The sequence below is a fragment of the Paenibacillus sp. NPDC056933 genome, assembly GCF_042674385.1.
In the GTDB taxonomy this organism is placed as follows: Bacteria; Bacillota; Bacilli; order Paenibacillales; family Paenibacillaceae; genus Paenibacillus.
Genome location: NZ_JBHUQN010000003.1, coordinates 686,282 through 713,142 on the forward strand (window position 1 = coordinate 686,282; position 26,861 = coordinate 713,142).

Annotated in this window: 22 protein-coding genes; 12 read left to right on the top strand and 10 right to left on the bottom strand. The window is 50.4% G+C overall.

The window, feature by feature from the left end; genetic code table 11:
• Positions 1-81: 81 nt before the first annotated feature.
• A complete protein-coding gene (gene moaA, locus ACFTRD_RS23205; protein ID WP_379384157.1) occupies positions 82-1,083 on the bottom strand; it encodes a GTP 3',8-cyclase MoaA in 1,002 nt (333 codons plus the stop codon).
• A gap of 118 nt (positions 1,084-1,201) precedes the next feature.
• A complete protein-coding gene (locus ACFTRD_RS23210) occupies positions 1,202-3,424 on the bottom strand; it encodes a methyl-accepting chemotaxis protein (protein WP_379384159.1) in 2,223 nt (740 codons plus the stop codon).
• Between the two features lie 684 nt (positions 3,425-4,108).
• Between ACFTRD_RS23210 and ACFTRD_RS23215 the strand changes: the two genes are divergently transcribed.
• From ACFTRD_RS23215 to ACFTRD_RS23270, 12 genes are all read left to right on the top strand, one after another.
• A complete protein-coding gene (locus tag ACFTRD_RS23215) occupies positions 4,109-4,924 on the top strand; it encodes an ABC transporter ATP-binding protein (RefSeq protein WP_379384161.1) in 816 nt (271 codons plus the stop codon).
• Entirely contained in the window at positions 4,905-5,471 is a 567-nt protein-coding gene (locus ACFTRD_RS23220; RefSeq protein WP_379384163.1) for an ABC transporter permease, read from the top strand. Before ACFTRD_RS23215 ends, ACFTRD_RS23220 begins: the two co-directional genes overlap by 20 nt.
• Positions 5,468-5,716, top strand: coding sequence for a hypothetical protein (locus ACFTRD_RS23225; RefSeq protein WP_379384165.1), 249 nt, complete (start codon positions 5,468-5,470; stop codon positions 5,714-5,716). The genes ACFTRD_RS23220 and ACFTRD_RS23225 overlap by 4 nt, the downstream gene beginning before the upstream one ends.
• Positions 5,713-6,663: an ABC transporter permease gene (locus ACFTRD_RS23230; protein ID WP_379384167.1), complete on the top strand. Its 951-nt coding sequence runs from the start codon at positions 5,713-5,715 to the stop codon at positions 6,661-6,663. The genes ACFTRD_RS23225 and ACFTRD_RS23230 overlap by 4 nt, the downstream gene beginning before the upstream one ends.
• A 103-nt stretch (positions 6,664-6,766) precedes the next feature.
• On the top strand, positions 6,767-7,843 hold the full coding sequence (locus ACFTRD_RS23235; protein ID WP_379384169.1) for an ABC transporter substrate-binding protein: 1,077 nt from the start codon (positions 6,767-6,769) through the stop codon (positions 7,841-7,843).
• Between the two features lie 86 nt (positions 7,844-7,929).
• Positions 7,930-9,303 carry an aspartate aminotransferase family protein gene (locus tag ACFTRD_RS23240; RefSeq protein WP_379384171.1) on the top strand — a complete coding sequence of 458 codons (1,374 nt, stop codon included), beginning with the start codon at positions 7,930-7,932 and terminating at the stop codon, positions 9,301-9,303.
• A gap of 107 nt (positions 9,304-9,410) precedes the next feature.
• Entirely contained in the window at positions 9,411-10,697 is a 1,287-nt protein-coding gene (locus tag ACFTRD_RS23245) for a M20 family metallo-hydrolase (protein ID WP_379384173.1), read from the top strand.
• A gap of 30 nt (positions 10,698-10,727) precedes the next feature.
• On the top strand, positions 10,728-11,609 hold the full coding sequence (locus ACFTRD_RS23250; protein ID WP_379384175.1) for a nitrilase-related carbon-nitrogen hydrolase: 882 nt from the start codon (positions 10,728-10,730) through the stop codon (positions 11,607-11,609).
• A 164-nt stretch (positions 11,610-11,773) separates the two neighbouring features.
• Positions 11,774-13,141 (top strand): NAD(P)-dependent oxidoreductase, encoded by a 1,368-nt coding sequence (locus ACFTRD_RS23255; protein ID WP_379384458.1) that lies wholly within the window; start codon positions 11,774-11,776, stop codon positions 13,139-13,141.
• 534 nt (positions 13,142-13,675) lie between these two features.
• Positions 13,676-14,971 carry an NAD-dependent dihydropyrimidine dehydrogenase subunit PreA gene (gene preA / locus ACFTRD_RS23260; protein ID WP_379384177.1) on the top strand — a complete coding sequence of 432 codons (1,296 nt, stop codon included), beginning with the start codon at positions 13,676-13,678 and terminating at the stop codon, positions 14,969-14,971.
• Entirely contained in the window at positions 14,968-16,407 is a 1,440-nt protein-coding gene (gene hydA / locus ACFTRD_RS23265; RefSeq protein ID WP_379384179.1) for a dihydropyrimidinase, read from the top strand. The genes preA and hydA overlap by 4 nt, the downstream gene beginning before the upstream one ends.
• 5 nt (positions 16,408-16,412) lie before the next feature.
• Entirely contained in the window at positions 16,413-16,640 is a 228-nt protein-coding gene (locus ACFTRD_RS23270; protein WP_379384181.1) for a hypothetical protein, read from the top strand.
• A 4-nt stretch (positions 16,641-16,644) separates the two neighbouring features.
• On the opposite strand, the gene ACFTRD_RS23275 is transcribed toward ACFTRD_RS23270, so the two are convergent.
• The 8 genes from ACFTRD_RS23275 to ACFTRD_RS23310 all read right to left on the bottom strand — a co-directional run bounded on the left by ACFTRD_RS23275 (position 16,645) and on the right by ACFTRD_RS23310 (position 26,647).
• Positions 16,645-18,321 (bottom strand): PucR family transcriptional regulator, encoded by a 1,677-nt coding sequence (locus ACFTRD_RS23275; protein ID WP_379384183.1) that lies wholly within the window; start codon positions 18,319-18,321, stop codon positions 16,645-16,647.
• A 431-nt stretch (positions 18,322-18,752) separates the two neighbouring features.
• Entirely contained in the window at positions 18,753-21,998 is a 3,246-nt protein-coding gene (locus ACFTRD_RS23280; protein WP_379384185.1) for an efflux RND transporter permease subunit, read from the bottom strand.
• A 39-nt stretch (positions 21,999-22,037) separates the two neighbouring features.
• The gene (locus ACFTRD_RS23285; protein WP_379384187.1) at positions 22,038-22,985 is read right to left on the bottom strand and encodes a TetR/AcrR family transcriptional regulator; all 948 of its coding nucleotides are present in this window, start codon (positions 22,983-22,985) and stop codon (positions 22,038-22,040) included.
• Positions 22,986-23,262: 277 nt separating this feature from the next.
• Positions 23,263-23,394 carry a hypothetical protein gene (locus ACFTRD_RS23290; RefSeq protein WP_379384189.1) on the bottom strand — a complete coding sequence of 44 codons (132 nt, stop codon included), beginning with the start codon at positions 23,392-23,394 and terminating at the stop codon, positions 23,263-23,265.
• Positions 23,395-23,772: 378 nt separating this feature from the next.
• Positions 23,773-24,087, bottom strand: a complete 315-nt coding sequence (locus tag ACFTRD_RS23295) for a DMT family transporter (RefSeq protein WP_053782822.1) — start codon at positions 24,085-24,087, stop codon at positions 23,773-23,775.
• Positions 24,087-24,428, bottom strand: a complete 342-nt coding sequence (locus ACFTRD_RS23300; protein ID WP_379384191.1) for a DMT family transporter — start codon at positions 24,426-24,428, stop codon at positions 24,087-24,089. The genes ACFTRD_RS23295 and ACFTRD_RS23300 overlap by 1 nt, the downstream gene beginning before the upstream one ends.
• The gene (locus tag ACFTRD_RS23305) at positions 24,425-25,048 is read right to left on the bottom strand and encodes a TetR/AcrR family transcriptional regulator (protein WP_379384193.1); all 624 of its coding nucleotides are present in this window, start codon (positions 25,046-25,048) and stop codon (positions 24,425-24,427) included. Before ACFTRD_RS23305 ends, ACFTRD_RS23300 begins: the two co-directional genes overlap by 4 nt.
• A gap of 123 nt (positions 25,049-25,171) precedes the next feature.
• Complete coding sequence (locus tag ACFTRD_RS23310; protein WP_379384195.1) at positions 25,172-26,647, bottom strand: phospholipase D family protein; 1,476 nt, start codon at positions 26,645-26,647, stop codon at positions 25,172-25,174.
• Between the last annotated feature and the right edge of the window lie 214 nt (positions 26,648-26,861).

Consider the following 26,861-nt stretch of genomic DNA (forward strand, 5'->3'; position numbering starts at 1 on the left):
GGACCATGATGTTTTTTGATATTGGCCTGCTCAGATGCATGCAGATGGAAATGAACATGCATTCAGGAGTGAAATGTTTGTTTATCCACCGATCTGGGACATGCGTCGTACGGTCGGCGTATGACTTTGCATTTTTTGTTCCAATGCCAATGCCATTTCATGGTTCTTCGGCTTGGTGCCAAGAGCCTTGAGGAAGAGTGCTGCCATGGCATCGGGATCATCTGCGAAGCGACGAACATTGTATTCATCCGACCAATACAGGCAAGCTTTGATATGTCCGTCTGCTGTCAGGCGGAGACGGTTGCAGTTGTCACAGAAGTGATCACTCACCGGATGAATCAATCCGAATGTACCTTGTGAGCCGGCAATCTTCATATTCCGAGATGGACCATTCCCTGCCGGACCTGTTGTATTTTCTACCGTCCAACCAGCTTCTGCACATACATCCGTAACGGCTTCCAGCGGCAAATACGATTTGCGCCATGAATCTGAAGCCTGCCCAATCGGCATGTATTCGATGAAGCGCACATGCAGTGGCTGATCGATCGTCATGGCAATGAAATCCTTAATCTCATCGTCATTGATGCCCTTCATTAACACGACATTCAGCTTGATCGGAGCAAGTCCAACTGCCGTGGCGGCTTCAATGCCTTTCAGCACCTTGTTTACATCCCCGCCGCGAGTAATCATGGAGAAGCGGCTGGCTTGCAGGGAATCCAGACTGATGTTAATCCGGTTCAGACCTGCGTCTTTAAGGGCCTGTGCCTGTTTATCCAGCAACAATGCATTGGTAGTCAAAGCAATATCTTCAATCCCGTCAATGGCCGAGATCATGCCGACAAGTTTATGCAGGTCTTTACGTACCAGCGGTTCGCCTCCGGTCAGACGCACTTTGCGCATGCCCATTGGAGCGAGTACTTTGAGCACCTGGGTAATCTCCTCGTAGCTCATAATTTGGTCATGCGGGGCAAATTCCATGCCTTCTTCGGGCATACAGTACACACAACGCAAATTACAGCGGTCCGTAACAGAAATCCGGATGTAGTCATGTATCCTGCCAAAAGAATCCTGGAGCATTTCCATGCAGACCACCCTTTCATACCTCAGATTCGAGAGCTTCTATAATAAATGAACCGACAATGTCTAAATGAACAGTTGCATCAAATTTTAGCTATTTCTCCAATCCGCGTCAATGATGACGTCAGGTAATTACGTTTTTATCGGGATGGGTCAGTTGGAATTGTCCCACAAGCTGTTGCAAGAAGACCGTGATGGCTTCTACATTGTGCGATGAATGCTGAACGTGCAGCATGTCGTTAATAAGCTCGACCATCTCGGCTTCCACCTCGGAAGACGTGGAACGGTTATTGTGGCTGATCGCGGCGATATTCTCCATTAACACCACAACCTGATCCACAACCTGTGTCCGTTGGGGTTCATCAGCTGTAGCACTTTGGAGTAAACGTGAAGCGGCCTGAACGAGCGTGGTTCCCTCAGCCAGCACCTGATCACCTTCCTTAATGGATTGCGAGGCTGCTCTTGCCGCTACAGAGATATTATCCAGAATCTGATGAATGTCTTCCGTGGAGGAACGTGATAATTCAGCCAGCTTGCGGATCTCACCTGCAACAACAGCAAATCCACGTCCGTGTTCGCCGACATGGGCTGCTTCAATGGAAGCATTCAGTGCGAGCAGGTTCGTCTGTGCAGAGATTTCATCAATGACAGCGAGCGCGCGGTAGATATCCTGCATGGTCGCCATAAAGGACAGGATCGTTTGGTTGGTATCGGACACGGCTCCCGAAATCTGGGTCATTTTGTCACCGATGCGCTCCACTTCCTGACGAGCTACGTCAATCTGTTCTGTAGCAGACACTTCAAGCTGCTGCAGGGTGAGGCGCATATCGTCTGCGGCTGCTTTGGCCTGGTCCAGATCCTCAAGCTGCTTGCGGATTCCCTGAATCATGGAGCCAAGCTTGAGATTTACACGTTCGGTTGTCCCCTGTGTAGTCTCCGTTGAGGCCCGCATCTGATGCTGGTTGTTCATGACATCTACCGTGGCAAGCTGTACCTTGAGCATGATTCCTTCCAGCGAGTCAATCATGTTGTTGATCCATTTTGCCAGTTCCCCCGATTCATCCTGGGTAAAAGCAGATGTATCCAGACGCTGGGTCAGATCCCCCTTGCCTTCGGCGTTAATTCGAATAAATCGGCTAATGCGGCGTAAATCCTCATGAACCCGGCGAACCTGTTTTCGTTGCAGCTGGCTTGCAGTCAGGAATCCATAGATGACATTGAAGGCAGCAATGGCTGCTGCGCTCCATGCACTTCCAGTCAGCGCATATACAAGTGCCGCTCCCGCAATGCCTGATAACAGGATGTACAAGCTATGCTGTTTGAATTGGCGCCAGCCAATGCTGCGTATCCGATACACTTCCTCCAGATCACCTTCACACATCATGCCCCACAGATCCGGACAGTGGGGTAACTGGAATGTGATGCCTTTGCCAATAACCGAAATATGACGATAGTCCGAGTAACCCGGGAATGCCACAAACAGATTGGAGCCATTACGAATCGTATTCGCTACACCAGGATGCAGGTCGTTGGTGGAAGGATCGGTGAACATCAGTTCCAATTCGGTATGCTCTTTAACGGATACAACGCCCCATTCGGTAGTTACGCCATCTTTCAGATTCTCCCCATGGGTGAATGTATGATCCTCGAAGCGACTGCGGGACAAGGCGGTTCCGGGCTGCAGTTCGGGGCGAAGTCTTGATTCAGCCATAAAAAGATAATTATCCCCGGAATCGGGGTAGATGTGGCCTGATTCACGCTGGATCAGATCACCTAATACATCATTTGGCACGCGGCTGCACAGTGAACCGATGTATCGATCTTGTTCCATAATAGGTACGATAAACATCAAGGTTACATCATCGTGAAACGTGGAAGAACGGGGTCCGATTTCTAATGTGAGTGGATCTGGATAAGGTCCATACAGGCACTTTTGTCCGTTGATATCTGCCTGGGCATACCTCAGTCCTGGCCCGATCAAAGTATTTCCATCTTCGTAGATCTGTCCAATATGTTGCTTGTATGTAGAAAATACAACCTGGTTTTGCTCGTTCACCATAAAAAGCTCCGTACTATCCGAAGCACGTATATAACTTGCTGCGAACCATGTATCTAGTGTCTGGCCGTTGGCCGAGCCTTGCAGCATACCTTGTGGCTGAGCTGCCCGTACTTGCTGAAGCAATCGATCCAGATGATTCCACTGCTCATGTGTCCAATCCATCAAAAGCTGCCGCCGGGTCTCGGCGATTCCCTCAAAGATTTCCTCCACATCCTGCTGAATATGTGCATTTAACCGGTACGACCGCCACAGCGGCCACCCTTTTCTCCATCCCAGCCAATCAAACATGCGGACCACCCCGATTTCTGATTTTAAAATTCCTTTGCGAGACTGTGCGGAAACGTAATTCCCTAGCCAGTATGGGTGACGGAGAGGGATCAATGACACCGCCTTCATTATTCCAGAACCAGACACCGTATCGAGGCAGGATTTCGCGTCCTTCTGTACAAGCATTTTGCATCCCGATAGCATCACTCTGCCAGCAAGATATGGATCGAATGATGCAATATGCTGTTATCAATGTTTATACAAGAAAATCAACAAGAATACGAGAGTATATGTCATATTTTCCGAATCTTTATTCAATAAATACAAATGAATATGCGCCTTTGTTTGGAGAAAAGTCTGCTGCATCCAGGTTTCATCGGAAAATAGGGAGATAAATCCGTATAGAGGGAGTGTTGCCTCTTCTAGGGGGAAGAATTTTTTAGATTACAAGAGTTCTTTATGTGAGTGAAGCAGATGTTAGACAACATACATGGAAGTTAACATGCTTATTACTGAGAATGGGTCTCGTTTTACACTTTGTAACATGAACAAGCCCAACCTTAAAACAGTCTGTATAATGTAATCTCTGCCCAAAGTTATATAGTATTACCTAACAAGCAAAACCTGTTACGTTCGTGTATATAAACCTTCCATTCAGCCTTGGTGTGAACAGATTGCCAACTTCCCGCGAAAAGGAGAATGCCCATGTCCTCCATGACTGTCCCCGACATCTGCCATATTGAGCTGGATCACGTGTCCGTTGTATTTGGCAGTGGAACACAACAGGTTACCGCCCTGTCCGACGTTACATTTCAAATCCATTCCAATGAATTTGTCTCCCTGCTCGGCCCGTCAGGTTGTGGCAAGTCCACACTGCTTCGACTCGTAGCCGACTTGCTCCAGCCAACCACAGGCAGCATCCGTGTTGCCGGGGAGGAACCGGAGCGGGCGCGATTACAGCGCCAGTTCGGTATTGTCTTCCAGACTCCAGCTCTGTTCGATTGGCGCACGGTACGCCATAATATTGAACTTCCACTGGAGCTGCTTGGCACAAGCCGGAAGGAGTGCCGCCGCATGAGTGGTGAATTGCTTGAAATGGTTGGGCTGACCCGCTTCGCTGACCATTATCCATGGCAGCTTAGTGGGGGCATGCAACAGCGTGTAGCCATAGCGCGAGCACTTGCGCTTGATCCTCCATTGCTGCTTATGGATGAACCCTTCTCCGCGCTCGATGAATTCACGAAGGAGAAGCTGCAACTGGAGCTGCTTGATATTAAGCGTTCTACAGGCAAGACATTCCTGTTTGTCACACACAGTATCCCCGAAGCCGTATTTTTGTCTGACCGCATCATCGTCCTCTCTGCACACCCCGGACAGGTGCATTCCATTCATTCCGTCGCATTGCCTGCCGAGCGGGATCGAGAGCTGAGGGAAACCGAAGCCTTTTACCGCATGATGACGACCATCCGCAATTGTTTCTATGAGGAGCGTGATCCAATCCATGTTCCTGCACACAAGTAAGCCAGGTTTTCGTTCCTGGGTAGCCATCTGGATTTTGTCCGTTTTGCTGCTGTGGGAAGGTATTGCCTGGATTCTCCACTCCTTCATGTCGCCCCAACAGGCAGCATCCCGTCTGCCTTATCTTCATGAAGTTCTCAGAGCTTTATTCCTTTACTCAGGCACACTGATTGAACAGGGAGCTGTAACGTTTGGCAACGCAGCGATTGGTTTCATGGGAGGAACAGTACTGGGTCTGCTGCTGGCTCTGCTCATGAGTGTGGCGGTTTGGGTGGAGCGCACCTTGTCTCCCTATGTCATCTCGTCACAGATGGTGCCCGTTATCGGCCTTGCACCCATTGTCTACGGCATTATCCATAACGCCGAGTGGGCCCGGATTGTCATGGCGGCTTATGTTACGTTCTTTCCGATTATCATTCACACGCTCAAAGGATTGAAAAGTGCAGCGCCGGAGCATCTGGAGCTTATGCGTTCCTGCGGAGCTTCCCTACCCGCGCGTTATATCAAATGTCTGTTGCCTTCTGCACTGCAGGTCTGTTTTCCGGTATGAAAATAGCTGCACCGCTCGCGGTTACCTCCTCCATTGTGGTGGAACTGATGGGAGCTCCGGACGGACTTGGCGTGCTGATGGTTAGTTCCCTGTATTATGGCAGTGCCCAAATTGGCATGTTCTGGGCCACCATCATGCTCAGCATTGGTATTGGACTCATCTCGTATCTTGCCATCAGCCTCGTTGAGCGCTGGCTGACCCCCTGGCAGCCTGAATTCAGGACCAAAGGAGGGCGTGCGGCATGATGAATGAAAATGTGGTCGTAAGCCGCAAAGGTGAGGAGGGTACGACGGTCAGTGTCTCTGCCACGGCATCCATGGGGAACTCTGTTGCGGATTCGGTTAGGGTACTATCGCCTTCAAGTACGGACATCGCTGGACAACAGGGACGAGCTGGGAAGAGACGGATGGGCAGTAGCGTTAGCGGAAGCTCCATTGGCCTGCGTCTGCTGCCGTGGCTTGCCGGAGCCATATTTCTTGCCCTGTGGCAGTTCCGGGTGTTTCATCAGCTATTCTCCCTTGAAAGTTACCAACTGCCTGTACCATCGGCGATTGCAGCGTCCATCAGGGAAAATGCGGAGATGTTATTCCGATATGCTCTCTATAGCGGAACGGAAATGCTGGGTGGCTTTCTGCTCGGTTCCCTGCTGGGAGCCCTGACAGCCGCGGGGGCATCCTTTTTTCCGACAAGCGGCAGGGCGGCAGTTGCCGTGATGTCAGCTCTGAACGCCGTTCCGATTGTTGCGCTGGCCCCCATTATGAATAACTGGTTTGGTGACGGAATATGGTCCCGTATCGCTGTCGTGGCTGTGATTACGATGGCTGCCATGGCTGTGAGTTTATTCAAGGGATTGACCTCCATCCAGCCGCAATACAGTGATCTGATGGGTTGTCTTGCCGCCAGCAGGATGCAGGTTTTTGTGAAGCTGCGCTTCCCTCATGCGCTGCCTTCCCTCTTTGCAGGTCTGAAGATTAATATGTCGACCAGCATTATTGGCGCCATTGTGGGTGAATTTTTCATCGCCTCTCAGGGGCTGGGGTACTTGCTCTCGGATCAGATTCGACTGGCGAACATGCCGCTTGCCTGGTCCTGTATCGTCATTGCTGCAGCTCTCGGAATTTTGTTGTACGAAGCGGTCGCTCTGGTCGAAAGACGGCTGATCCCGTTGAATCGTCCGCATACAGATCCGTAAAGCTCATCCAGATGCCAACCATCCACAGATCGATTGACTCGTGAAGCAGCGCTTCACAGTACCTGATTGAAAATCCTTATATAAACAGGGGGGTGTTCTGTATATGTACAAAACGTTAAAACCGGGTTTTCTGGTGTTGGTACTGTTGATCGTTGCGATGCTGGGAGCGTGTTCCGCGAAATCGGAGCCGTCCGTCACTCCTGCTGCTGCCAGCTCAGAGGGAGCGGGAGGGGCAGATCAGCCCTTAACCAAAGTGAAAATTCAGCTCAAATGGGTGCCGCAGGCTCAGTTCGCGGGAATATACGCCGCCAAGGAGAAAGGTTTTTTTGCAGATGAAGGTATTGATGCCGAGATCATTCCGGGTGGCCCGGATATCGTGATCGAACAGCAGGTGGTCAATGGCGCAGCCGATGTGGGCATCACCGGGGTAGACAGTTTGCTGGTCAGCCGCGATAACGGTCTTCCGCTCGTCTCCCTCGCCCAGATTTCGCAGAAGAGCAGTTATCGATTGATCGCCAAGAAGTCCGCAGGTATTACCGATCCCGCCCAGATGAAGGGCAAGAAGGTCAGCACATGGTTTGGCAGTCAGCAGTTCCAGGTCCTCGCTTTTATGGAGAAGAACGGCCTTGATCCAAAGAAGGATATAGAACTGGTTAAACAGGGATTTACGATGGATCAGTTCTTCAATGATCAGGTGGATGTCGCCACGGCGACGATCTATAACGAATATCACGTGGTACTGGAAAGTGGAACGAAGGAATCCGACCTGGATATATTCAACATTGAGGATGCCGGGGTAGGCATGCTGGAGGATACGCTGATCGCGAAGAAGGATTGGGTAGACAGTAATAAAGAGCTCGCGGTAAAAGTGACCCGTGCCGTTCTGAAAGGCTGGAACTACGCCATCGACAATCAGAATGAAACGGTGGATATCGTCATGAAGAACGTAACGGACGGCAGCACGACCCGCGAACATCAGGTAACCATGCTGGAAGAGATTGCGAAACTCATTCGTCCAGAAAGCTTTACGGAGAAACAGGTGGGCAGTTTTGTGGATGACTCGTTTACCCGGACTGCGGATATTGCCCTGAAATATGGTCTGATCAAGAAAGCCGCCAATCTGGACGAAGCGCTGGAAAAAAGCATCTATGAAGAAGCGGTGAAGGATGTGACGAAATAAATAACCGTGGAGCGTTCAGAAGAGGATACTGCAATCGGAGTGGTCAAGTGTAAGTCTATAGTTCAGCTTGGAGAGGAGGGTGACGAATGAGCTCAGTGGATCAGCAACCTCAGCCGCTTGGCGGTACAAAGGAAGAGTGGCTGGAAAAGGATCGCAAATATGTGTGGCATCACATCTCGCCTCATAACGATCATCCGATGATTGCCGTAAGCGGGGAGGGCAGCTGGATTACGGATCAGGATGGCACACGTTATCTGGATGCGATGTCGGGACTGTGGTGTGTGAACGTCGGACATGGACGCGAGGAGATTGCCCGAAGTGCCTATGAGCAGATGAAAGCACTCGCGTACGTGCCCATGACCCAGAGCCATGAGCCGGCGATTCTGCTGGCAGAGAAGCTGAACGACTGGCTGGAGGGTGAATATCGCATTTTCTTCTCCAACTCGGGTTCGGATGCCAATGAAGTGGCGTTCAAAATAGCCCGTCAGTTTCATCACCAGAATGGTGAGCCAACTCGTCACAAGTTCATCTCCCGTTACCGTGCCTATCACGGCAACTCCATGGGTGCACTGGGCGCCACGGGGCAAGCCGCCCGCAAAATCAAATACGAGCCGCTGGGCGTAGGCTTCTCCCATGTACCGCCTCCCTATTGCTACCGCTGTCCGTTTGGGCGAAACAAGGACGGATGCGGTCTGGAATGCGCCACCATCTATGAGGAGGTCATTCGCTGGGAAGGGCCGGAGACGGTAGCTGCGGTCATTATGGAACCGGTCATTACAGGGGGCGGCATGATCGTCCCCCCACCAGATTACATGCGCACCGTGCAGGAGATCTGTCAGCGCCATGGTGTGCTGTTGATTGTGGATGAGGTCATTTGTGGGTTTGGCCGCTCCGGGCAAAAATTCGGCCATCAGAATTATGGAGTACAGCCCGATATCGTCACAATGGCAAAGGGCATGACAAGCGCGTACGCTCCGCTATCCGCAACAGCTGTGCGAACGGACTTGTATGACACGTTCAGGGAACCCGGACCTGATTCACACTTTCGTCATGTGAATACGTTCGGGGGCAATCCTGTATCCTGCCGCGTGGCACTGGCGAATCTCGAAATTCTGGAACGAGAGAATCTGGTCAGCCGTGCGGATGAACTTGGATACTTGCTTCGGGATAAGCTGGAGCCGCTGCTGGAGCTGTCGGTGGTCGGGGATATCCGCACATTCGGCTTCGCCTGCGGGGTGGAGTTAATTGAAGCAGATGGTTCCCCGGCGGCTGCGGATAAGGTCACGAAGGTGCTGGCGAGCTGCAAAAAGGACGGCGTCCTGATTGGCAAGAACGGCGATACCGTGCCGGGATTTGCAAATATTTTGACGATTTCCCCGCCGTTTGTCACGACAGAGGAAGAACTGGATCTGATCGCTGGCAGCTTGCTGGCTGCACTACGGAGTTTGGATGCAGGCTAGCTGTCAGAGTGGTTTCTGAAGAAGAATTTGAAGAGAAACAAGAGAAGAGTGTACTGCCGGAAAGCCAAGCTTCTTATCATCGAATTTGTGTAAGGAGGCGAGAGAGGGTGCAGACCACCACCGGAAGAATCATTAATCAGCTGCGTCTGGATGATCGAATTGAACAGTTGTCCCGTATTGGTCGAATTGGGGAGACGGGTGTCTGCCGACTCGCGTTGACTCCGGAAGATATGGAGGGCATTATCCAGGTTCGTCTCTGGATGGAAGAGGCTGGACTTGCGACTCGCCTGGATCCGTTTGGTAATCTGATTGGTCGCCTTGAAGGTACAGATCCGTCCCTGCCGATCCTCATGATCGGTTCGCATATCGATTCCCAGCCGTATGGGGGTCGGTATGATGGGGCCATCGGCGTCCTTGGCGGGCTGGAAGCTGTTCAGTGTCTGTTAGAACAAGGCATACGCCCTGCGATGCCGATTGAGGTTATTGCCTTTTGTGATGAAGAGGGCTCGCGTTTTAACAAAGGATTGTTTGGCTCGCGCGGCATAACCGGACAGCTGGAAGCGGGAGAACTGGGGCGGCAGGACAAAAACGGCGTGACCCGACGAGAGGCACTGGAGGCCTTTGGCTGTTCACTGGAACAATTTGAGGATGCGGTCTATCCGTCAGGTTCCATTGGCGCTTATCTGGAACTGCATATTGAGCAAGGGCCTGTACTCGAATCGCTGGATGCTCCGGTTGGCCTGGTGACTGGCATTTCGGGCCCCCTGTGGCTCACGGTGACGATGAAAGGCATGGCAGGGCATGCTGGTTCCGTACCGATGAGGATGCGGCAAGATGCACTGGTGGGCAGCGCCAGGGTGATTGCGGCATTTGATGATATGGTCAGAGAAGACCCGGAAGCTCCGACAGTAGGGACCGTGGGAAGTCTTCGTGTCTTCCCGGACTCACGCAACATCATCCCCGAGCAAGTCAGCTTTACGGTTGATTTGCGTGATATGGAGATGGAGCGCAGAAATCGGCTGGAGGGAAGGTTAATGTGCCTTTTGAATGACATTAGCTCGGAATACGGCCTGGCCTACTCCCTGACCGAAGATACCAACAGCGAGCCGCGATATTGTGCAGAACGGATCAAGAATGCCATTCGCTCGTCTGCCGAAGAGATCGGTCTGCCTTTGCCTGAATTGATGAGTGGTCCGTTCCATGATGCGCTTGCCCTTTCGTACGTGTGTGGCTATGGCATGATCTTTGTTCGCAGCAAGGATGGAATCAGCCATCATCCAAGTGAATATTCTTCGCCAGAGGATATTGCTCTGGGTACAGAATTGCTATACCGCACGATCAGACAGATGTGCAGCTCGAGCGCGGAAGCTACAGATCACGGGAAGGACATATAACAACCTTTGCAGAGGAGGCGATGTGGCATTATGGGCAAAATCAGCATTGGAATGATCCAGGCTTCACACGAGGTTGAAGGCTCGGCACCAGTTGAAGTACACAAGGAGGCCGCCATTCAGAAACATATTGCCCTGGTGCGTGAAGCGGCTGCTCGGGGAGCGCAGATTATTGGCTTGCAGGAAGTGTTCTACGGACCTTATTTCTGCACGGAGCAGAGCCCCAAGTGGTATGCATCTGCCGAGCAGGTGCCGGAAGGACCGACGACGAGGCGTTTTCAGGAGCTCGCGAAGGAGCTTGGCGTGGTGATCATTTTGCCTGTATACGAGGTGGACGGAATCGCATCGTATTACAATACGGCTGCAGTAATTGATGCGGACGGCTCTTACCTGGGGAAATACCGTAAACATCATATTCCGCAAGTGGAAGCGGGCGAAGGCACGAATGGGTTCTGGGAAAAATATTATTTCAGGCCCGGCAACCTGGGGTACCCGGTATTTGATACAGCCTACGCCAGAGTGGGTGTGTACATCTGTTATGATCGTCATTTTCCGGAAGGAGCAAGACTGCTCGGGCTGGCGGGTGCGGAGATTGTATTCAACCCTTCCGCAACGGTAGCCGGAACATCGGAATATTTGTGGAAGCTGGAGCAGCCTGCCCATGCGGTGGCTAATGGCTATTATGTGGCTGCCATCAACCGAGTGGGCGTGGAATCGCCATGGAATATGGGTGAGTTTTATGGTCAGTCGTATCTGGTGGACCCGCGAGGCAGGATGGTTGCCATGGGCAGCAGGGATCAGGATGAGGTCATTATTGGCGAGATGGATACAGAGTTGATTCGGGAAGTGCGCAATGTATGGCAATTTTACCGCGATCGACGTCCTGAAACTTACGAACATCTCGTTAACCTGTAGCAGATGGCCTGGGGTGAAGAAATCTGGAGAAAAGTCTGAGGTAACTGCAATTAATCTGGGGATGGACTATCATTCCGCTTCCGGGTGCACGTCAGTCGTTCAGCTTTAATCGCCGATGAAAGAAAGGGTAAACAGAGATCAACCTTATGGAGGTGTAGAGCATGATGAACAGCGCAGGAGCAATGGTGTCCGATTACGGATGGGAGAGCCGTTTTACTGAAATGAAGCCTGCAATGACGGGCAAGGAAGCGATGGAGGAATCGAACCGCTGTCTGTACTGTTACGATGCCCCCTGTATCAAGGCGTGTCCAACCGACATTAATATTCCTTCGTTTATCCGAAAAATCTCGACTGGTCACCTCAAAGGTTCGGCTCGGACCATTATGGAAGCCAATCCGGTAGGTGCAAGTTGTGCACGGGTCTGCCCGACAGAGGAACTGTGTGAAGGCGCTTGTGTACTGAATGAGTCATCCAAACCGATTCGGATCGGTGACTTGCAGCGATATGCAACAGACTGGGCACGAACGAAGAACGAGCCGTTATTCCAGGCAGCGCCTGCCAACGGAAGAAGCATTGCAGTTGTAGGAGCAGGGCCTGCGGGATTGTCTGCGGCCAGAGAGCTGGGGCGTGCAGGGTACGAGGTGACGATCTATGAAGCCAAAGCGAAAGGCGGAGGGCTGGGCACGTATGGTATTGTGTCCTTTCGCCTGCCGGAATCCGTAGCTTTATGGGAAGTCGAACAGGTGCAGGCACTTGGTGTACAGATCCGCTATGGGGTACGCATCGGGGTGGATGTACCCGCTGAGGAACTATTGGAACAGCACGAAGCCGTTATTCTGGCATGCGGGATGGGGGCGGTCCCGATGCTTGGTATTGAAGGAGAGACGCTGGAAGGCATCTATGATGCCATTGAACTGGTGGAATCCACGAAGCAGGGTGTTCCGCCAGCCTTGAACGGACTGAAGGTTGCCATTATCGGTGCAGGCAATACGGCGGTGGATGCAGCGACCTGTTCGGTACGCCTGGGGGCCGAGCGTGTGCAAATGCTCTATCGGCGCGGGGAGAGCCAGATGACCGCTTATGCTTTTGAATATACATTTGCGAAGCAGGAGGGTGTGGAATTCCGCTGGTTCACCATGCCGCAGCGCATTATAGGAGACGAGAACGGGCGGGTTCAGGCGATAGAATGTGTGAAAATAAAGCTGGTTACTCCATCTGGAGGCGGCCCGGCATTGCCTGTTCCGATTGACGGATCGGAGTTCTTAATTGAATGTGATACCGTTGTTCGAGCCATTGGGCAGAACCGTTTGCTGCCATTAATTGAGGCATTTGGCCTGCGTCATCACTGGGGTGTTGTTGAAGTGGAGCCACAGTCGTACCGCACCTCCCATCCACAGATCTATGCGGCTGGGGATGTGATCTTCGGACAGGGGCAGGGCGAAGCCATGGTTGTCTCGGCAGCACAGCAGGGCAAGTTGGCGGCTGCATCGGTGATGAAGGCGTTGCCCGGACGGGTGGAAGAGACGGCGTAAGGATAAGAATAGCGAGCCGAACGGATAGAGAAGGTGGCAGAGTGATTGGGCAGTGGTGAAAAGGTATGAAGTATCGAGCGTGAGAAAAGAGGAAGGGGGCTATGGACTAACGGACTACGGACTGTGCTAACGAACCTTATGCATCTTATTGAGATGATTAACGAGTGTTGGGAAACCTAACGAATCACAGCCGCCTTATTCTGATGGGAAACCCGCTAAACTGAAGAGAAATGAGCAAAAACAAAAAAATAGGACGTATACGATTCGTTAAAATGCTCACCCTGCGTATTTTCGCCAAATAGAAGGTGTGCAGTTCGTTAGAATATGTACCAACAGATTATACCTAGAGATTATGCCAACAGGTTGGCGACACTACCCCCTCAAATTATCCCTGATAAAGCAGGATTCCTGGGAAATGCGTAAGCTTGCAGCGTAATACGTAAGGTTGCAGGATAAAATTTGAGGTTCCAGTGTAACTTGTGAAGTTCAAACAAACACCACTGCAAGTGCAAACAACACCAAGGAGGGATCGTTATGGCTGACTTATCCATTAATCTGGCAGGTATTCGATCACCCAATCCATTCTGGCTGGCCTCTGCGCCGCCGACCAATACCGGGTATCAGGTTCAGCGTGCCTTTGAAGCAGGCTGGGGCGGTGCCGTCTGGAAGACGTTGGGCGAGCCGATCATCAATACCTCTTCACGTTTCGCGGCCGTTCATTTTGGTGGGCAGCGTGTTGCTGGTTTTAATAATATTGAATTGATTTCCGATCGTCCGCTGGAGGTGAATCTGCGCGAAATTGCCGAGACCAAGAGGCGTTTCCCGGACCGGGCAGTAGTTGCTTCTCTCATGGTGGAACCAAAACGCGAGAAGTGGCATGAGATTGTGAAGAAAGTTGAGGCTGTCGGTGTAGACGGGCTGGAGCTGAACTTTGGTTGTCCGCACGGCATGGCCGAGCGTGGTATGGGGGCAGCGTCTGGTCAGCAACCGGATCTGGTCGAATTGCAGACGATGTGGGTGAAGGAAGTCGCGACCACGCCTGTTATTGTGAAGCTGACGCCCAATATCACCGATATTACGGCGACCGCCCGTGCAGCCGTTCGCGGCGGTGCGGATGCCATCTCCCTGATTAATACGATTAACTCCCTGGCAGGTGTGGATCTGGACTCCTGGAACACCGTGCCGCATGTTGGTGGGAAAGGAGCGCATGGCGGGTACTGCGGTCCGGCGGTGAAGCCAATCGCGCTGAACATGGTTGCCGAGTGTGCGCGCAATCCGGCAGTGGGTGTACCGATCTCCGGGATCGGAGGCATATCCGATTGGCGGGATACCGCAGAATTTTTACTTATGGGCGCAACGGGGGTTCAGGTATGTACTGCAGCGATGCATCATGGCTTCCGCATTGTGGAGGAAATGATCGATGGTCTGAACGATTATCTGGAGGAAAAAGGCCTGCGCAGTGTAACGGAATTAATTGGTCAGACGGTACCGCGGTATTCGGATTGGGGCAATCTCGATCTGAATTACAAAGTGGTGGCCCGCATCAACCACGATGTCTGCATCAATTGCAACAAATGCCATATTGCCTGTGAAGACACCTCGCATCAATGCATTGATATGCTGACCGACCCCTCTGGCTCTTATCTGGAGGTAGTCGAAGAAGATTGTGTCGGTTGTAACCTGTGCTCTATTGTCTGTCCAGTGGACGGAGCGATTGAGATGTTAGAGATTGCACATGAACAGGAACCGTTAACCTGGAATGAACGTCAGTCTGCGATTGCCTTGCTGCAATCGGCCAGAGATCAATCCACCAAGGAGGCGATATCATGAGTACTCGCAAATTGATTCGTAACGGAATGTTGGTCACGGCGTCGGATACGTTTGAAGCAGATGTATTTATTGAAAACGGAAAGATTGTGCAGATCGGGATGGGACTTGTACCCGATGAGCCAACTGAAATTGTGGATGCTTCAGGCTGTTATGTCATCCCTGGCGGGATTGATCCTCATACGCATCTCGATATGCCGTTCGGCGGAACGGTGACAGCGGATGATTTTGCAACGGGGACCGCAGCAGCAGCCTTCGGCGGCACAACGACGATCATTGATTTCTGTTTGACGCAAAAAGGCCGACCTCTGCTGGAATCCCTTCAGGAATGGCATGCCAAGGCCGAGGGCAAGGCAGCCATTGATTACGGGTTTCACTTGATGATTGGCGAGATGAATGATCAGGTGCTGGAGGAACTGCCACAGATCATTGAAGAAGAGGGTGTGTCTTCCTTCAAGGTATTCATGGCGTACAAAAATCAGTTCCAGGCTGATGACGGCATTCTCTTCCAAACGCTGCAAAAGGCCAAAGAATACGGCGCACTTGTCATGGTACACGCCGAGAACGGCGATGTTATTGATCTGCTGGTCCGGCAGGCGCTGGCGGATGGAAGAACAGAGCCGATCCACCATGCACTTACCCGGCCTTCCACGCTGGAGGGCGAGGCTACAGGGCGTGCGGCACGATTGGCGGCACTCGCCGATTCACAACTGTATGTGGTGCATGTTACCTGTGCTGAAGCGGTAGAGCAGATCGCACGTATGCGAGACATGGGTTATCGAATCTGGGGCGAGACCTGTCCGCAGTATTTAACCCTGGATCAATCGAAGATGGAGCAACCGGATTTTGAAGGCGCAAAGTACGTCTGGTCCCCACCGCTGCGTGAAGCCCCTCATCAGGAAGTGCTGTGGAACGCACTGAAGAACGGTCAATTGCAGACAATCGGCTCGGACCATTGTTCGTTTAACTTCAAGGGACAGAAGGATCTGGGACGGGATGATTTCAGTAAAATTCCAAATGGGGGTCCTGTCATTGAGGATCGACTCAGCATTTTATATTCCGAAGGGGTAATGAAGGGACGGATTTCGCTTAATCAATGGGTGGATTTATGCTCTACACGAGCAAGCAAGCTATTTGGCCTATTTCCTCAGAAAGGAACCCTTGCTGTGGGGACGGATGCGGATATCGTCATTTTTGACCCATCCATCTCAAGGGTGATTTCGGCAGCTACCCACCATATGAATGTGGATTATAGCGCCTTTGAAGGCATGCAGGTCCAGGGATGTCCGGTGACAGTGCTGTGCCGCGGGGAATACGTAATTCGGGATCGACAGTTTGCCGGTGTGGCAGGGGCGGGTCGCTATGTGAAGCGTGACAAATATGATGCTGGTGTACCCATACCTGTGAGGCAGCCTGTGACCGCAGTGAGCGGAGGGTGAAGCGGATGTCGGATCATGATGCATTTGAGATGGAAAAGATGGCGATCGAACGAATGGTGGCGCAAGGTTATCGCATCTATGCCGTTCGGGAACATCTGGAGGGTGCTCACGTGGTTTGGGGGCACCCCGATCTTCCCGAAGAGAAGCAGGAGCAATACGTGGGTACGGCGTCTGGGCGGAAGTGGTTCAGTCATATCCTGATCAGGCAGCTTCAGGAGCATCGAGGCGCGTAGAGGGTCATGCGAGTGGCCCGTGAACGTATTCGTACGCATAGATGGCGAGTTCGATGGCGACGCGTTTCTCGGGTAGGGTATAGTCGTCACCCAGGAGTGTCTCAATTTTGTGCAATCTGTGATACAGCGTCTGTCGGACGATAAACAAAGCCGTGGCCGTCTCCTGTTTGGAGCAGCATAGAATAAAATATTGTTTAAGCGTACGTAACAACTGGCCGCCTTTATCGGCATCATAACGAATGACTGGCCCGAGATATTCCTCAATAAAATCATCCAGACTGCCGCTCTGCTTCATGCTGGCAATAATGCGGTAACAGTGAAGGTTGCTGTAAAAGGGCTGCTGCATCACACCGATGTCCTTCTGAATGCGCAGGGTATCCTTGGCTGCCTCCAGGCTGTCTTTCAGACGTGATAGATCAGCACAGCTGTGACCGATGCCGAACAGACCCGAGAAGAGGCGATGGGTCTGTTCCTGTTCATGCTGCTGCAGCTGTTCAATGCAGCGCCAGAGACTGTTTTTGCGCTGGGATCCTGGCTGTGGGTCGAGAATAATAAGAATGATCTGGTGGTTTAGAACTGTGCTATATAAGGCGAAGCCCTCTCGAGAGAAAACAGAACGGGCAACGATGTTGCGTTGAATCAACAGCTTCTGCAGCTTGAGACTGTCTGTGTAGCTGGGGTGGCTATCGAACAAAATGACGGTACCTTTTCCGGCAGCAAGCTGGGCGTTGGCAGCAGATACATATTCATGAATTTCTTTCGCAGAATGATGTCCGTTAAGCCAGTCAATGACCCACATATCTTCCTTGTAGCGTCGTTTTTCCTCCATGTATTTGGTACGCATCCAGTCCTGAGCAATGGCGGCTGCACAACGTTCCAGTGCCTGGATGATGAACTCATCAGAGAGTCTGTTAGGGGCTTCCGGTTCGTGCTCAGGCCGCTTATCGAGCATCAGCACCAGATCGGCAAATGCATAATCAAGGGCCTGAACAGGCAAGGCGAGCGCATCCAGTGGATGCACCGAATGATTCGTACGCACCACATGATCTCCATCGTCCGAATGACCACGATGGATCAACCACTCCTGCCGACGAGTCTCCAATTGGGCTGGAGGGCAGTAGGGAACCGCACTTGCTTCCCCGTCCAGTGGATATAACGCTACAGGGTAACCCGTTGTTCGAGACAATAGTCGGAGCAAGGGTAGCACACCGTCTCCATTCAGAAGAAGTTGGTTGAACGAGGTGGTGAGGCTGTCAAGCTCGGCAAGCATACGCTGGTGGCTGCGAATCAGGGCGAAATGCAGGTCCTGTGTAATATCGATATAACGTACTTGTTCGTGGAACCAGATCAGCGGAAAATCCTCTTCTGCTGCAAGTTCCTTCAAGGGTCCAAGCTGGGACCTGGTGTGAGCCCCCAGTTCGATACAAAGTCCCGCAGCCCCGCGAGCAATCAACTGGCGCAGGAAAGACAGCCCCTGCTTCTCATCATCCTGCCAGCCAATGCCGGTCGTCAGCACCAGTTCCCCGCCATTCAGCAAATTGCCGACTTCGGTAACCTCCATGATATGTACCCAACGCACATATCGCTCCAAGGCCCTTTCACTGGCGAGCACCTCAGCCTTGCGGAACACCGGACGTTTCAGCATGTCTTTCACTTGAATGTGAAGCGTCGTTTCCCCCACATAACCACCGTCCTTCCTCCAATTGCAAGTTGTTTGCAATACCCGCTTCGCGATGCGGGGCAATGAAGAGCTTCTGCTGCGATGTGATCTATGAAAGGCACTGCCTGTCTGGAATCTGCTAACTTACATAATTAAGCCATATTATAAATGTGATTACAGCAGATGGGCTGAAATCTCACGTTTATTTGTTTTATTTTACAAAATGGTGCCTTTCTTTTGTGATTTTGGTCAAACAGGATCACTTCTATGTAGTTCTATCTAACATATGGGTGTGGCTGTAATTCATTTTAAAAATCGTAGATAAATGTAAAACACCCCTTAACCGGATATCAAAATGTACAACCATTCTGATTTGGGCTAAGAGGCGTTTTAAGTTAAAAGATCATATCAATGTTGCTTCATATTCCAATTCAATGAACAGAAGTTATCAATTAATCTTCGATTCTTTTCTTTTTGAACTTCATCAGGAACTCATACACGATTGGCACGATAACCAGAGTCAGCAGCGTGGAGCTGATCAGGCCGCCGATAACAGTAATTCCGAGACCTTTCGAGATGATCCCCGCGCTTTCCTCGAGTCCGGTAACCAGTGGCAGCAAGGCACCGATGGTAGCCAGAGCTGTCATCAGAATTGGACGCAGACGCGTTGCTCCAGCTTCGAGCAAGGCTTCACGAGTAGGCATTCCCTCTTTCTCCTTGTGAATAACACGGTCAATCAGGACGATGGCATTGGTGACCACGATCCCGATCAGCATCAGTCCGCCCATCATGGCAGAGACATCTAGCGTACCGCCAGCCACGAACAGGCCGACCATAATACCAATGACAGTAAATGGCAGGGAGAACAGGATGGCAAATGGCGCCAGTCCGCCGCCGAACGTAACGACAAGTACAAAGTACACAATCGCAATGGCTGCCAGCATGGCCAGACCAAGTTGGGTAAACGTGTCATTGATCTGTTCGGTTGTACCGCCAAACTTCACTTCAACACCATCAGGCAGATCCAGCTTGTCGATGTTCGCCTGCAAGTTTGAAGATGCTTTTTGCACATCGGAAGCCAAAATGTTGGCTGACACCTGAACGACGACTTTGCCATCAATACGCATGATGGAGTTCGGTGAGGTGCCTTCTTCCACTTTGGCGACATCCTTGATCGGTACTTTGATGCCAAGCGGTGAAGTGACTTTTTCGTTTTCAATATCAGCAATGCTGGTAAATGTCTTTTTGTCCGTCTCTACATAGACTTTATACGTTTTGTTGTCGATATCCACTTCTGTGAGTACAGGGCGTTCACGTGCAGGGCTGAGCGTCATAGCCAGTTGGCCTGCAGTCAGACCCAGCGAGCTCAATTTTTCCTGATCCGCAACAAGCGTGTATTGCCCGTAGGTATCAGAGAGTGTAGTGTCGGCTTTTTCAAAAGATTCGGTATCTGCTTCAACCAGTTTCAGAATTTCATCCGAGACAGGTTTGATCTGCTCTACACTGTCACCATAGATGGAAAGGCTCAAGCTGCTGCCTCCCAGACCTCCGGACATATCGAGCTCATTCCAGGTTCCTACGGTAACTTCCTTCTTCAGACCTTCCACAAGCTGTTCTTTCACTTTGGTAAAGTCTTTTGTATCTTCGTTATATTCGATATAGAAGAGCGCAGAGTTGGAGCTTCCTCCACCCATGCTGCTCAGTGGGTTGCTGCCGCCGATGGAATATTGCATTTTCTCCAGACCTGGCTGCGTCAGCAACCATTTCTCGGCAACGAGAGCTTCTTTTTCAACATCTTCACGCAAAGCTCCAGTTTCCGGGCTGTACGTTATCGTCACATATTTATCCTGTTGCTCCGGCAAGAAACTTGCACCGATGAACGGATACAGGAACAAGCTGCCGACGAGCAGCAATACAGCAGCACCGACGGTGATGAGTTTGTGTGACAATGTCCAGTTCAAGAGTCGTTTGTAACCTTCCGCCATCTTGCCTGGTTTCTCATGATTCTGCTTGTTCTTCAGACCTTTGCGGAACAGCGTGTGTGCCAGCATAGGTACAATCGTAACAGCCACAATCAGGGATGCCACAAGTGCAAAGACCATTGTCAGGGCAAATGGCATGAACAGCTCACCGACCATACCACTCACCAGTGCCAGCGGCAGGAATACCGCAATGGTTACGATGGTGGAAGACAGGATCGGAATGAACATTTCCCGGGTGGCTTCCCGGATCAGATCACGGCCTTTGAGTTTTTCTCCCTTGAGTGTCAGTCTGCGATAGATATTCTCGATCACGACAATGGAGTCATCGACAACCCGACCAATCGCGACCGTCATGGCACCCAGGGTCATCATGTTCAGTGTAATATCCATCATATTCAGTGCTGTCAATGCAATGAGCAGGGAGAGCGGGATGGAGATAATGGAAATAATGGTGGAACGAATATCACGCAGGAACAACAGAATAATCAAAATGGCAAACAAAGCACCAAACATTGCTTTGAACAACATCGTGTTTACGGAGTCCTGGATAGGTTTACCTTGGTCGAGCAAAACAGTCAACTCGGCGTTTTTGAACTGCGTCTGCAATTCTTCCGCTTTGTCTTTAACCGCCTTAACGACGTCAACTGTATTGGCATCATTGGACTTGACGATGGAGATCCCGATAGATTCCTTACCGTCTGTCCGGGAGATCGATTCCGCCTGACCAATAACTTCAATTTTGGCGATCTCGCTTAATTTAACCGTTGGAATTCCAGGTGCGTTAGCGGCGCCTGAAGGGCTACCCACACTGGCATTTCCGCCTGCGGCTTGTCCTACAGCCTGGTCTGAACCCTGCGCAGATCCTGGAGCTGTACCTTGTGCCGCCCCGCCAGCCTGTACGGAAGCATCGCTTGGTGCGCCCGCGCCTTGTGGAGCTGTTGCAGAACCGCTGCCTGCTCCTGCACCGCTTGGTACAACCGGAATGGCGAGGTTTTTCAAATCATCCAGATCGATGATATTGCCGTCCACAACAACCGCTTTCTGTGCTTTGTCCAGTTCGAACAGTCCCAATGGTACCCGGACAGAAGAACCTTGAACGATGCCGTTGACTGTATCTTCGGTCAAACCAAGTTGATTCATTTTTTTCTGGTCAAACTTCAGTTGAACTTCCTTAACATATTGGCCGGAAACTTGGACTTGAGCTACACCGTCGATATCTTCGAGTGCAGGCTGGATATCCGTTTCAACCAGTTTTGTCAATTGTTCCAGATCGCCGCCGTCTTTGTCAGACAAGCTGAGTGAGACAACCGGGAAGGAGTTGATGCTGAACTTGGAAATGGTTGGTTTCTGTACACCATCCGGCAATTGTACCTCATTCAACGCTTCACGTACCGCTGCTGTAGCGTTGTCCAGATCGGTACCATAATCAAATTCGAGAGTGATAGATGAAGCATTCTCCATGGAGGTAGAGGTAAGTGTCTTAATTCCTTCTACATTTCTTAATGTCTGTTCCAGTGGTTTGGTGACATCCTCGACAATACCTTCTGGAGCTGCCCCCGGATCAATGGCGGTGACGCTCAGGAATGGCACATTGATGTTTGGAATGGTTTCCTGCTTCATCGTCAGTCCGCTGTACAAACCGGCGAAGGAAACGATGATGGTCAGAATCCAGATCGCAAACTTGTTGTTCAGTGAAAAATTAATAATCCCTTTCATACGGTGGTTTCTTCTCCTCTCTGTTCTCCCTGTATTTCTTTATGGTTGTGACGAGTCAGCCTGGATGAACCGGCTATACATGGCATCCATAATGTGCTGAAGCTCGGAGTGCAATGGCTGGATGACAGGAATGTGATCCAGATTGTGCATCATGCCCAGAATAATGGCACGTCGCGGTGTGAATTCCATCATTTCCTGTCTCAGGATAGCGATGGTCTCTAGTGCATCGTTGCGCAATTGCCCTGGAGGCATATCCGAAGTGATGATATCCTTCATCTGTTTGATGATGTGAATGGGATGACGCATCATTGTAGGATCTGTATCTGTATCGCTGCTCCATGCGGGCCAATGTTCCAAAGGAATCAAAGGAGCAGGGCGTTGTTCTAGCAATCCGCGAGCTGCATAATCGATCGTTTGCAGCATGTTGGTTGCCATCTTGGAGACGGTAAGGGAAGGCATTTCCGTAAACCAGATTTTGATGTAGGAGAGGAACAGACCATGCGTGAGCAATATAAGGTCAATGACATAGGGTTCAATCTCCGGTCCGTACAGATTCTCCAGTCTGTCCTTGAACCAGTGCAGGGTGCGGATTTCTAGATCCTTGTGCTGCGGGTTGCACTTTTCCTTACGATACTGCTCTTCATCCATCATCATGCTGCGCATTTGCACACGTAAAAATTCCTTCAGCTCGGATACATGGACAAGCAGTGTTTCAATCTGTTTGTGCAGACGTTCTCTCGAAGTGAGCCCAGCTTCATGTTCAATCTGGGACATTTCGTCCATGAGCGTGAATATGCAGTATTCCATCGTACTGGCCTCTAATTCCTCTTTGGATTTGAATATGAGGTAGAGGCTGCCTTTCGACATCCCGCATATTTCTGCAATTTCCTGCATGGATGTTGCAGCACTGCCTTTGGCTGAGAACAGTTTGAGTGCTGTGGTAATAATGAGCTTTTTCTTCTCATTCATTTCATGGATAGGGTTCATTAACGATTCATTCACCTCATCTGCGGAACTTATGAGTTCTGGAATTGACTTTAGGGTCAAAACAAGTATAAGCGATATGAACAATGAAATTCAAATGGGAGAAAAATGGAAAAAGAGGTGGGGCATGATAAGGGTTCTGGGGCATTTTCCTACAGCATGCAGACGCCATAAAGGCAATGTAATGAGTGATGAATGTGTTTTGCAATATGTATCAAATAAGGAGTATTCAGGTTAAGGCAGAGACAAGTTGAGGGTGATAAGTTCACCATGATCGATTTCAGGCCCCGCCCCTAAACACGTAAATGGCCAGAAGAATAATGGCTATAAGAGCAATCAAATAGAAGGCTCCCACTGCGATCAGAAAGAGGTATCCGGTAAAAGAACCCATGCGCGCGAACCATTTTTTCATTATCACGACATCCTTTCTTACGTAACAGAGTGTTAGGAGGTTCCCTACTTACATCATATCCCAAAAAGACGACTTCCTGTTAGAAGTCGTCTTTTTTTATAACTGAGCTTGAAGCGGTGTAACGAACCGAGCACACGCTATTCGTTCCTATTTGCACAAGTATGAGTTCTAACGAATCGCAGAGACTTTATTTCGCCAAGTTTGTTGTTTTTGCAGGTCCTGCTGCAGTTTTGTACCACAATAAGATGCCTGAAGTTCGTTAAACTTTACAATTTGCTAAAATCCACCTTTTAAGGTGCGGTAGGTTCGTTAGCATCTTGACCCGAGTGAGAAATCACCTCTGGAAAAACCTCTCTGTGTTTCCTTACATTATATCTTTTATGTGATCAGTTTCAATCCAATCGCCGCCACCAAAATCATGGCAATGAACAGCAGCCGCTTGGCTTCCTTCCGCTCACCGAACAGGAACATGCCTGTTAGCGTACTGCCCACCGTACCGATTCCAGTCCACACTGCGTATGCAGTGCCCATGGGAATAGAAGTCATGGCATAAGACAAGAGTGAGAAGCTGATTACGAACGATACAAGCATAAGCACGATATAAGGCCAGCCCTTGCGAGACGAAGCGCCATTGATGCCGATCACGCCAAAAATTTCACATATACCTGCACCTACAATTGCCATCCAAGCCATTATGCTTCACCTCCTTTTGCCGATTGTTGGTCCGTGACCAGTTTCAGTCCAACCACTCCGCATAGCAGCAGAGCGATTAACAAAACCTTGGCAAGGGAGAATGCCTCACCAAACAGCAGCATTTCGGTCAGTACCGTACCTGCGGTACCTATCCCGGTAAATACGGCATACACCGTACCTACAGGTAACCTTTTGGAAGCAGCGATAATTAATCCAAAGCTGAGAATGATGGCGACGGAAGTCAAGGCCCATTCCCAAACATTTGAGGCGTGTTTCAGCCCGCTTACCCATACAATCTCAATGATTCCTCCGATGAATACATATAACCAGTTGCGGTTCATGATGATGAATCTCCTTCCGGCACCTTCGTCTGTGCCTCTACTTTCAGATATTGAATGCCGTGCCAATACACAGGCCAGGACGCTTCAATACGTCTCTTGTATCGACGAGAGCTTCCATAAATAATCTCGACCGTAATGCCATCGAGAAAAGTCATAAAAGCAATTGCAGCTTGTTCTACCGGAACAGCCGGCATGCCCCCGTTACGAATCTCACGCTGCAACTGCCGAGTGAGTGAGCGTTCCATCCCGTCCAGAAATGGATACACCAAATCCATTACTTCGCTATATAGTGCAAGCGGCGGAAAGTAACACATACGCAGCATAAAGCGGGCGGAGGCGTTGGAGTTGTACTCTAGCTCAAACCACATCAGTAACCCCTTTAACCGCTGTTCCAGAGGGAGACCGGAATGGTCACGGAAGTATTCCAGCGTTCGACGCTGAACATCCTTGAACGCATGCGCAAGCGTGTGCAAAAACAAGTCATCCTTGCCGCTAAAATGTGCATAGATGGACGGTTTCTTAATCCCGACTTCGTCAGCAATTGCTCTTAAGGATGCTCCTTCATAACCATCTCTTGCAAAATGGATCAGGGCAGCATCCCGAATCGAATGTGCAGTCATTAACATCACCTTCCTAACGGTCGTTAGGTAACCTATATTTTCACATTTCACATTCGCTGTCAAGCCACAAAAAACGCCTGCACGATGTGTACAGGCGGATGAATGTGTGGTGATTCAATTCATTTAGAAGGTTGTCAAACCCAAGATCAGTTGCAGCTTATATACGATTTTTTTCAAGAATGTCGTTTTCTCTTGAAACTCATCCAGGTTCAGGGTGAACTCGGCATCCTTATTGTTCCATATTCGATAAAAATAATTCGCGACATTTTGCGTAAATGAGTTGTCTGGTGGGGCAGCAACCCATAGTTCATTTTCCAGATTATAATCATTCAGGTTTCTGGGGGTGAAGTTGCTTGAGCCTCCAAGGACGATATGATCTCCTGTGGCTCTGGCAATGTACATCATCTTGGTATGGTATTGCTCCTTGGTTGTGTTATACCAGCGAATCTGGATCTTGCCATCCGATTTATCATGCAGCTCTGCAGCTACAGGGCGATTTGGAATGCCGATCTTCTCCTGACCAAAAGCATTCTCGTTCGGGTCGAGGACAAGCCTTATCTCGGTACCGCGTTTCGAGGCTTCGAGCAGGGCATCCAATACTTTGGGGGAAGCGATGTAGAACATGCCCATCCATAAGGTGTCACCTTTTACTGATTGATTGATCTCATGGAGCACAGCGTCATTCACTTTGCCCTCGGTCAGATAGCGAATTCGCACATCTCCCTTATTCGGGTCTGTGGAAGGAGCTGTATAGGAAGGGAGCTTGCCTCCGCCCGAGAAATTCAGCACAGCCTGCTCTGATTCAAGAATATCCCCAAGGATCGGTCCGGTCATCTCAAAACCAATGTTTGAATGATAGGCACTGGCATCATGAATATTGCCGGAAGAGATAATCGCTGTCTTCTCGCTAACGACAACTTTACGATGGTTGGCCTTCACATTGAGCAGCTTGAGGTAGGAACGTACGGTGACATCCGGACCATCCGTTGCCATCAGATTCGGAATCCAGCCATTCCCGGATTGTCCAAACCACCGAAAGAAGGTGCGCCATACAGCAGAATACACGGGAGTGGAATCGCGTAAAGGGTCCACATCTGTGATGACAACATGAATTCCGGCCTGTTTCATCCGCTCCAGCAGCGGATTGGGCGCAGAGTTGTAGTTGGTGTTCACCTCATCCGTAATGAACCAGATGTCCATATCCGGTTTCTGATTTTTTTTGGCGACCAGGGCATCCGTAAACTCTGTGCTGACAGGTGGAAAATGCTGGCCTTTGTGCTGGTAGTTATTGAATAAAAACATATCAACCACGACAAACTGTTCCGCGTCCTCGACCACCTGAAGCATGCGTTGGAAGATCTGCTGTTCGTGCTCCATCTGTCCGTCAGTGGAGGGGTAGGTCAGATCAGTGAGAAACTGCACCTGATCCACACGGTATTCCGGACTTTCATAAGAAATGCCGGGTGGTAATGGCTTATAGGTCTGGTAGAGCATAACGGCAATAAGCCATAATACCAGTAATCCGAGACCTGTTCGTATGTATGGAAATTTGCCGCGTGAAGACTTGCGGTCTGATGTCTTGCGGCCAAAAGAAAACAATGTTAGCTCCCCTTTCTGTGCTTGCTGACTTCTATTACCACCCGGATAACAACATTGACGCAGAGAGAATGACGGATTATTTAATGTAGTCAGGAAAGGTAAAACCAATTCAATCGACTCAATCGACGGGAATATGACCGTCAAGGACGGGATAAGGAAGGGTAATAAGGTGATCTACGACTCGCTATACAACTTTCAGGGTGAACGGGCCAAT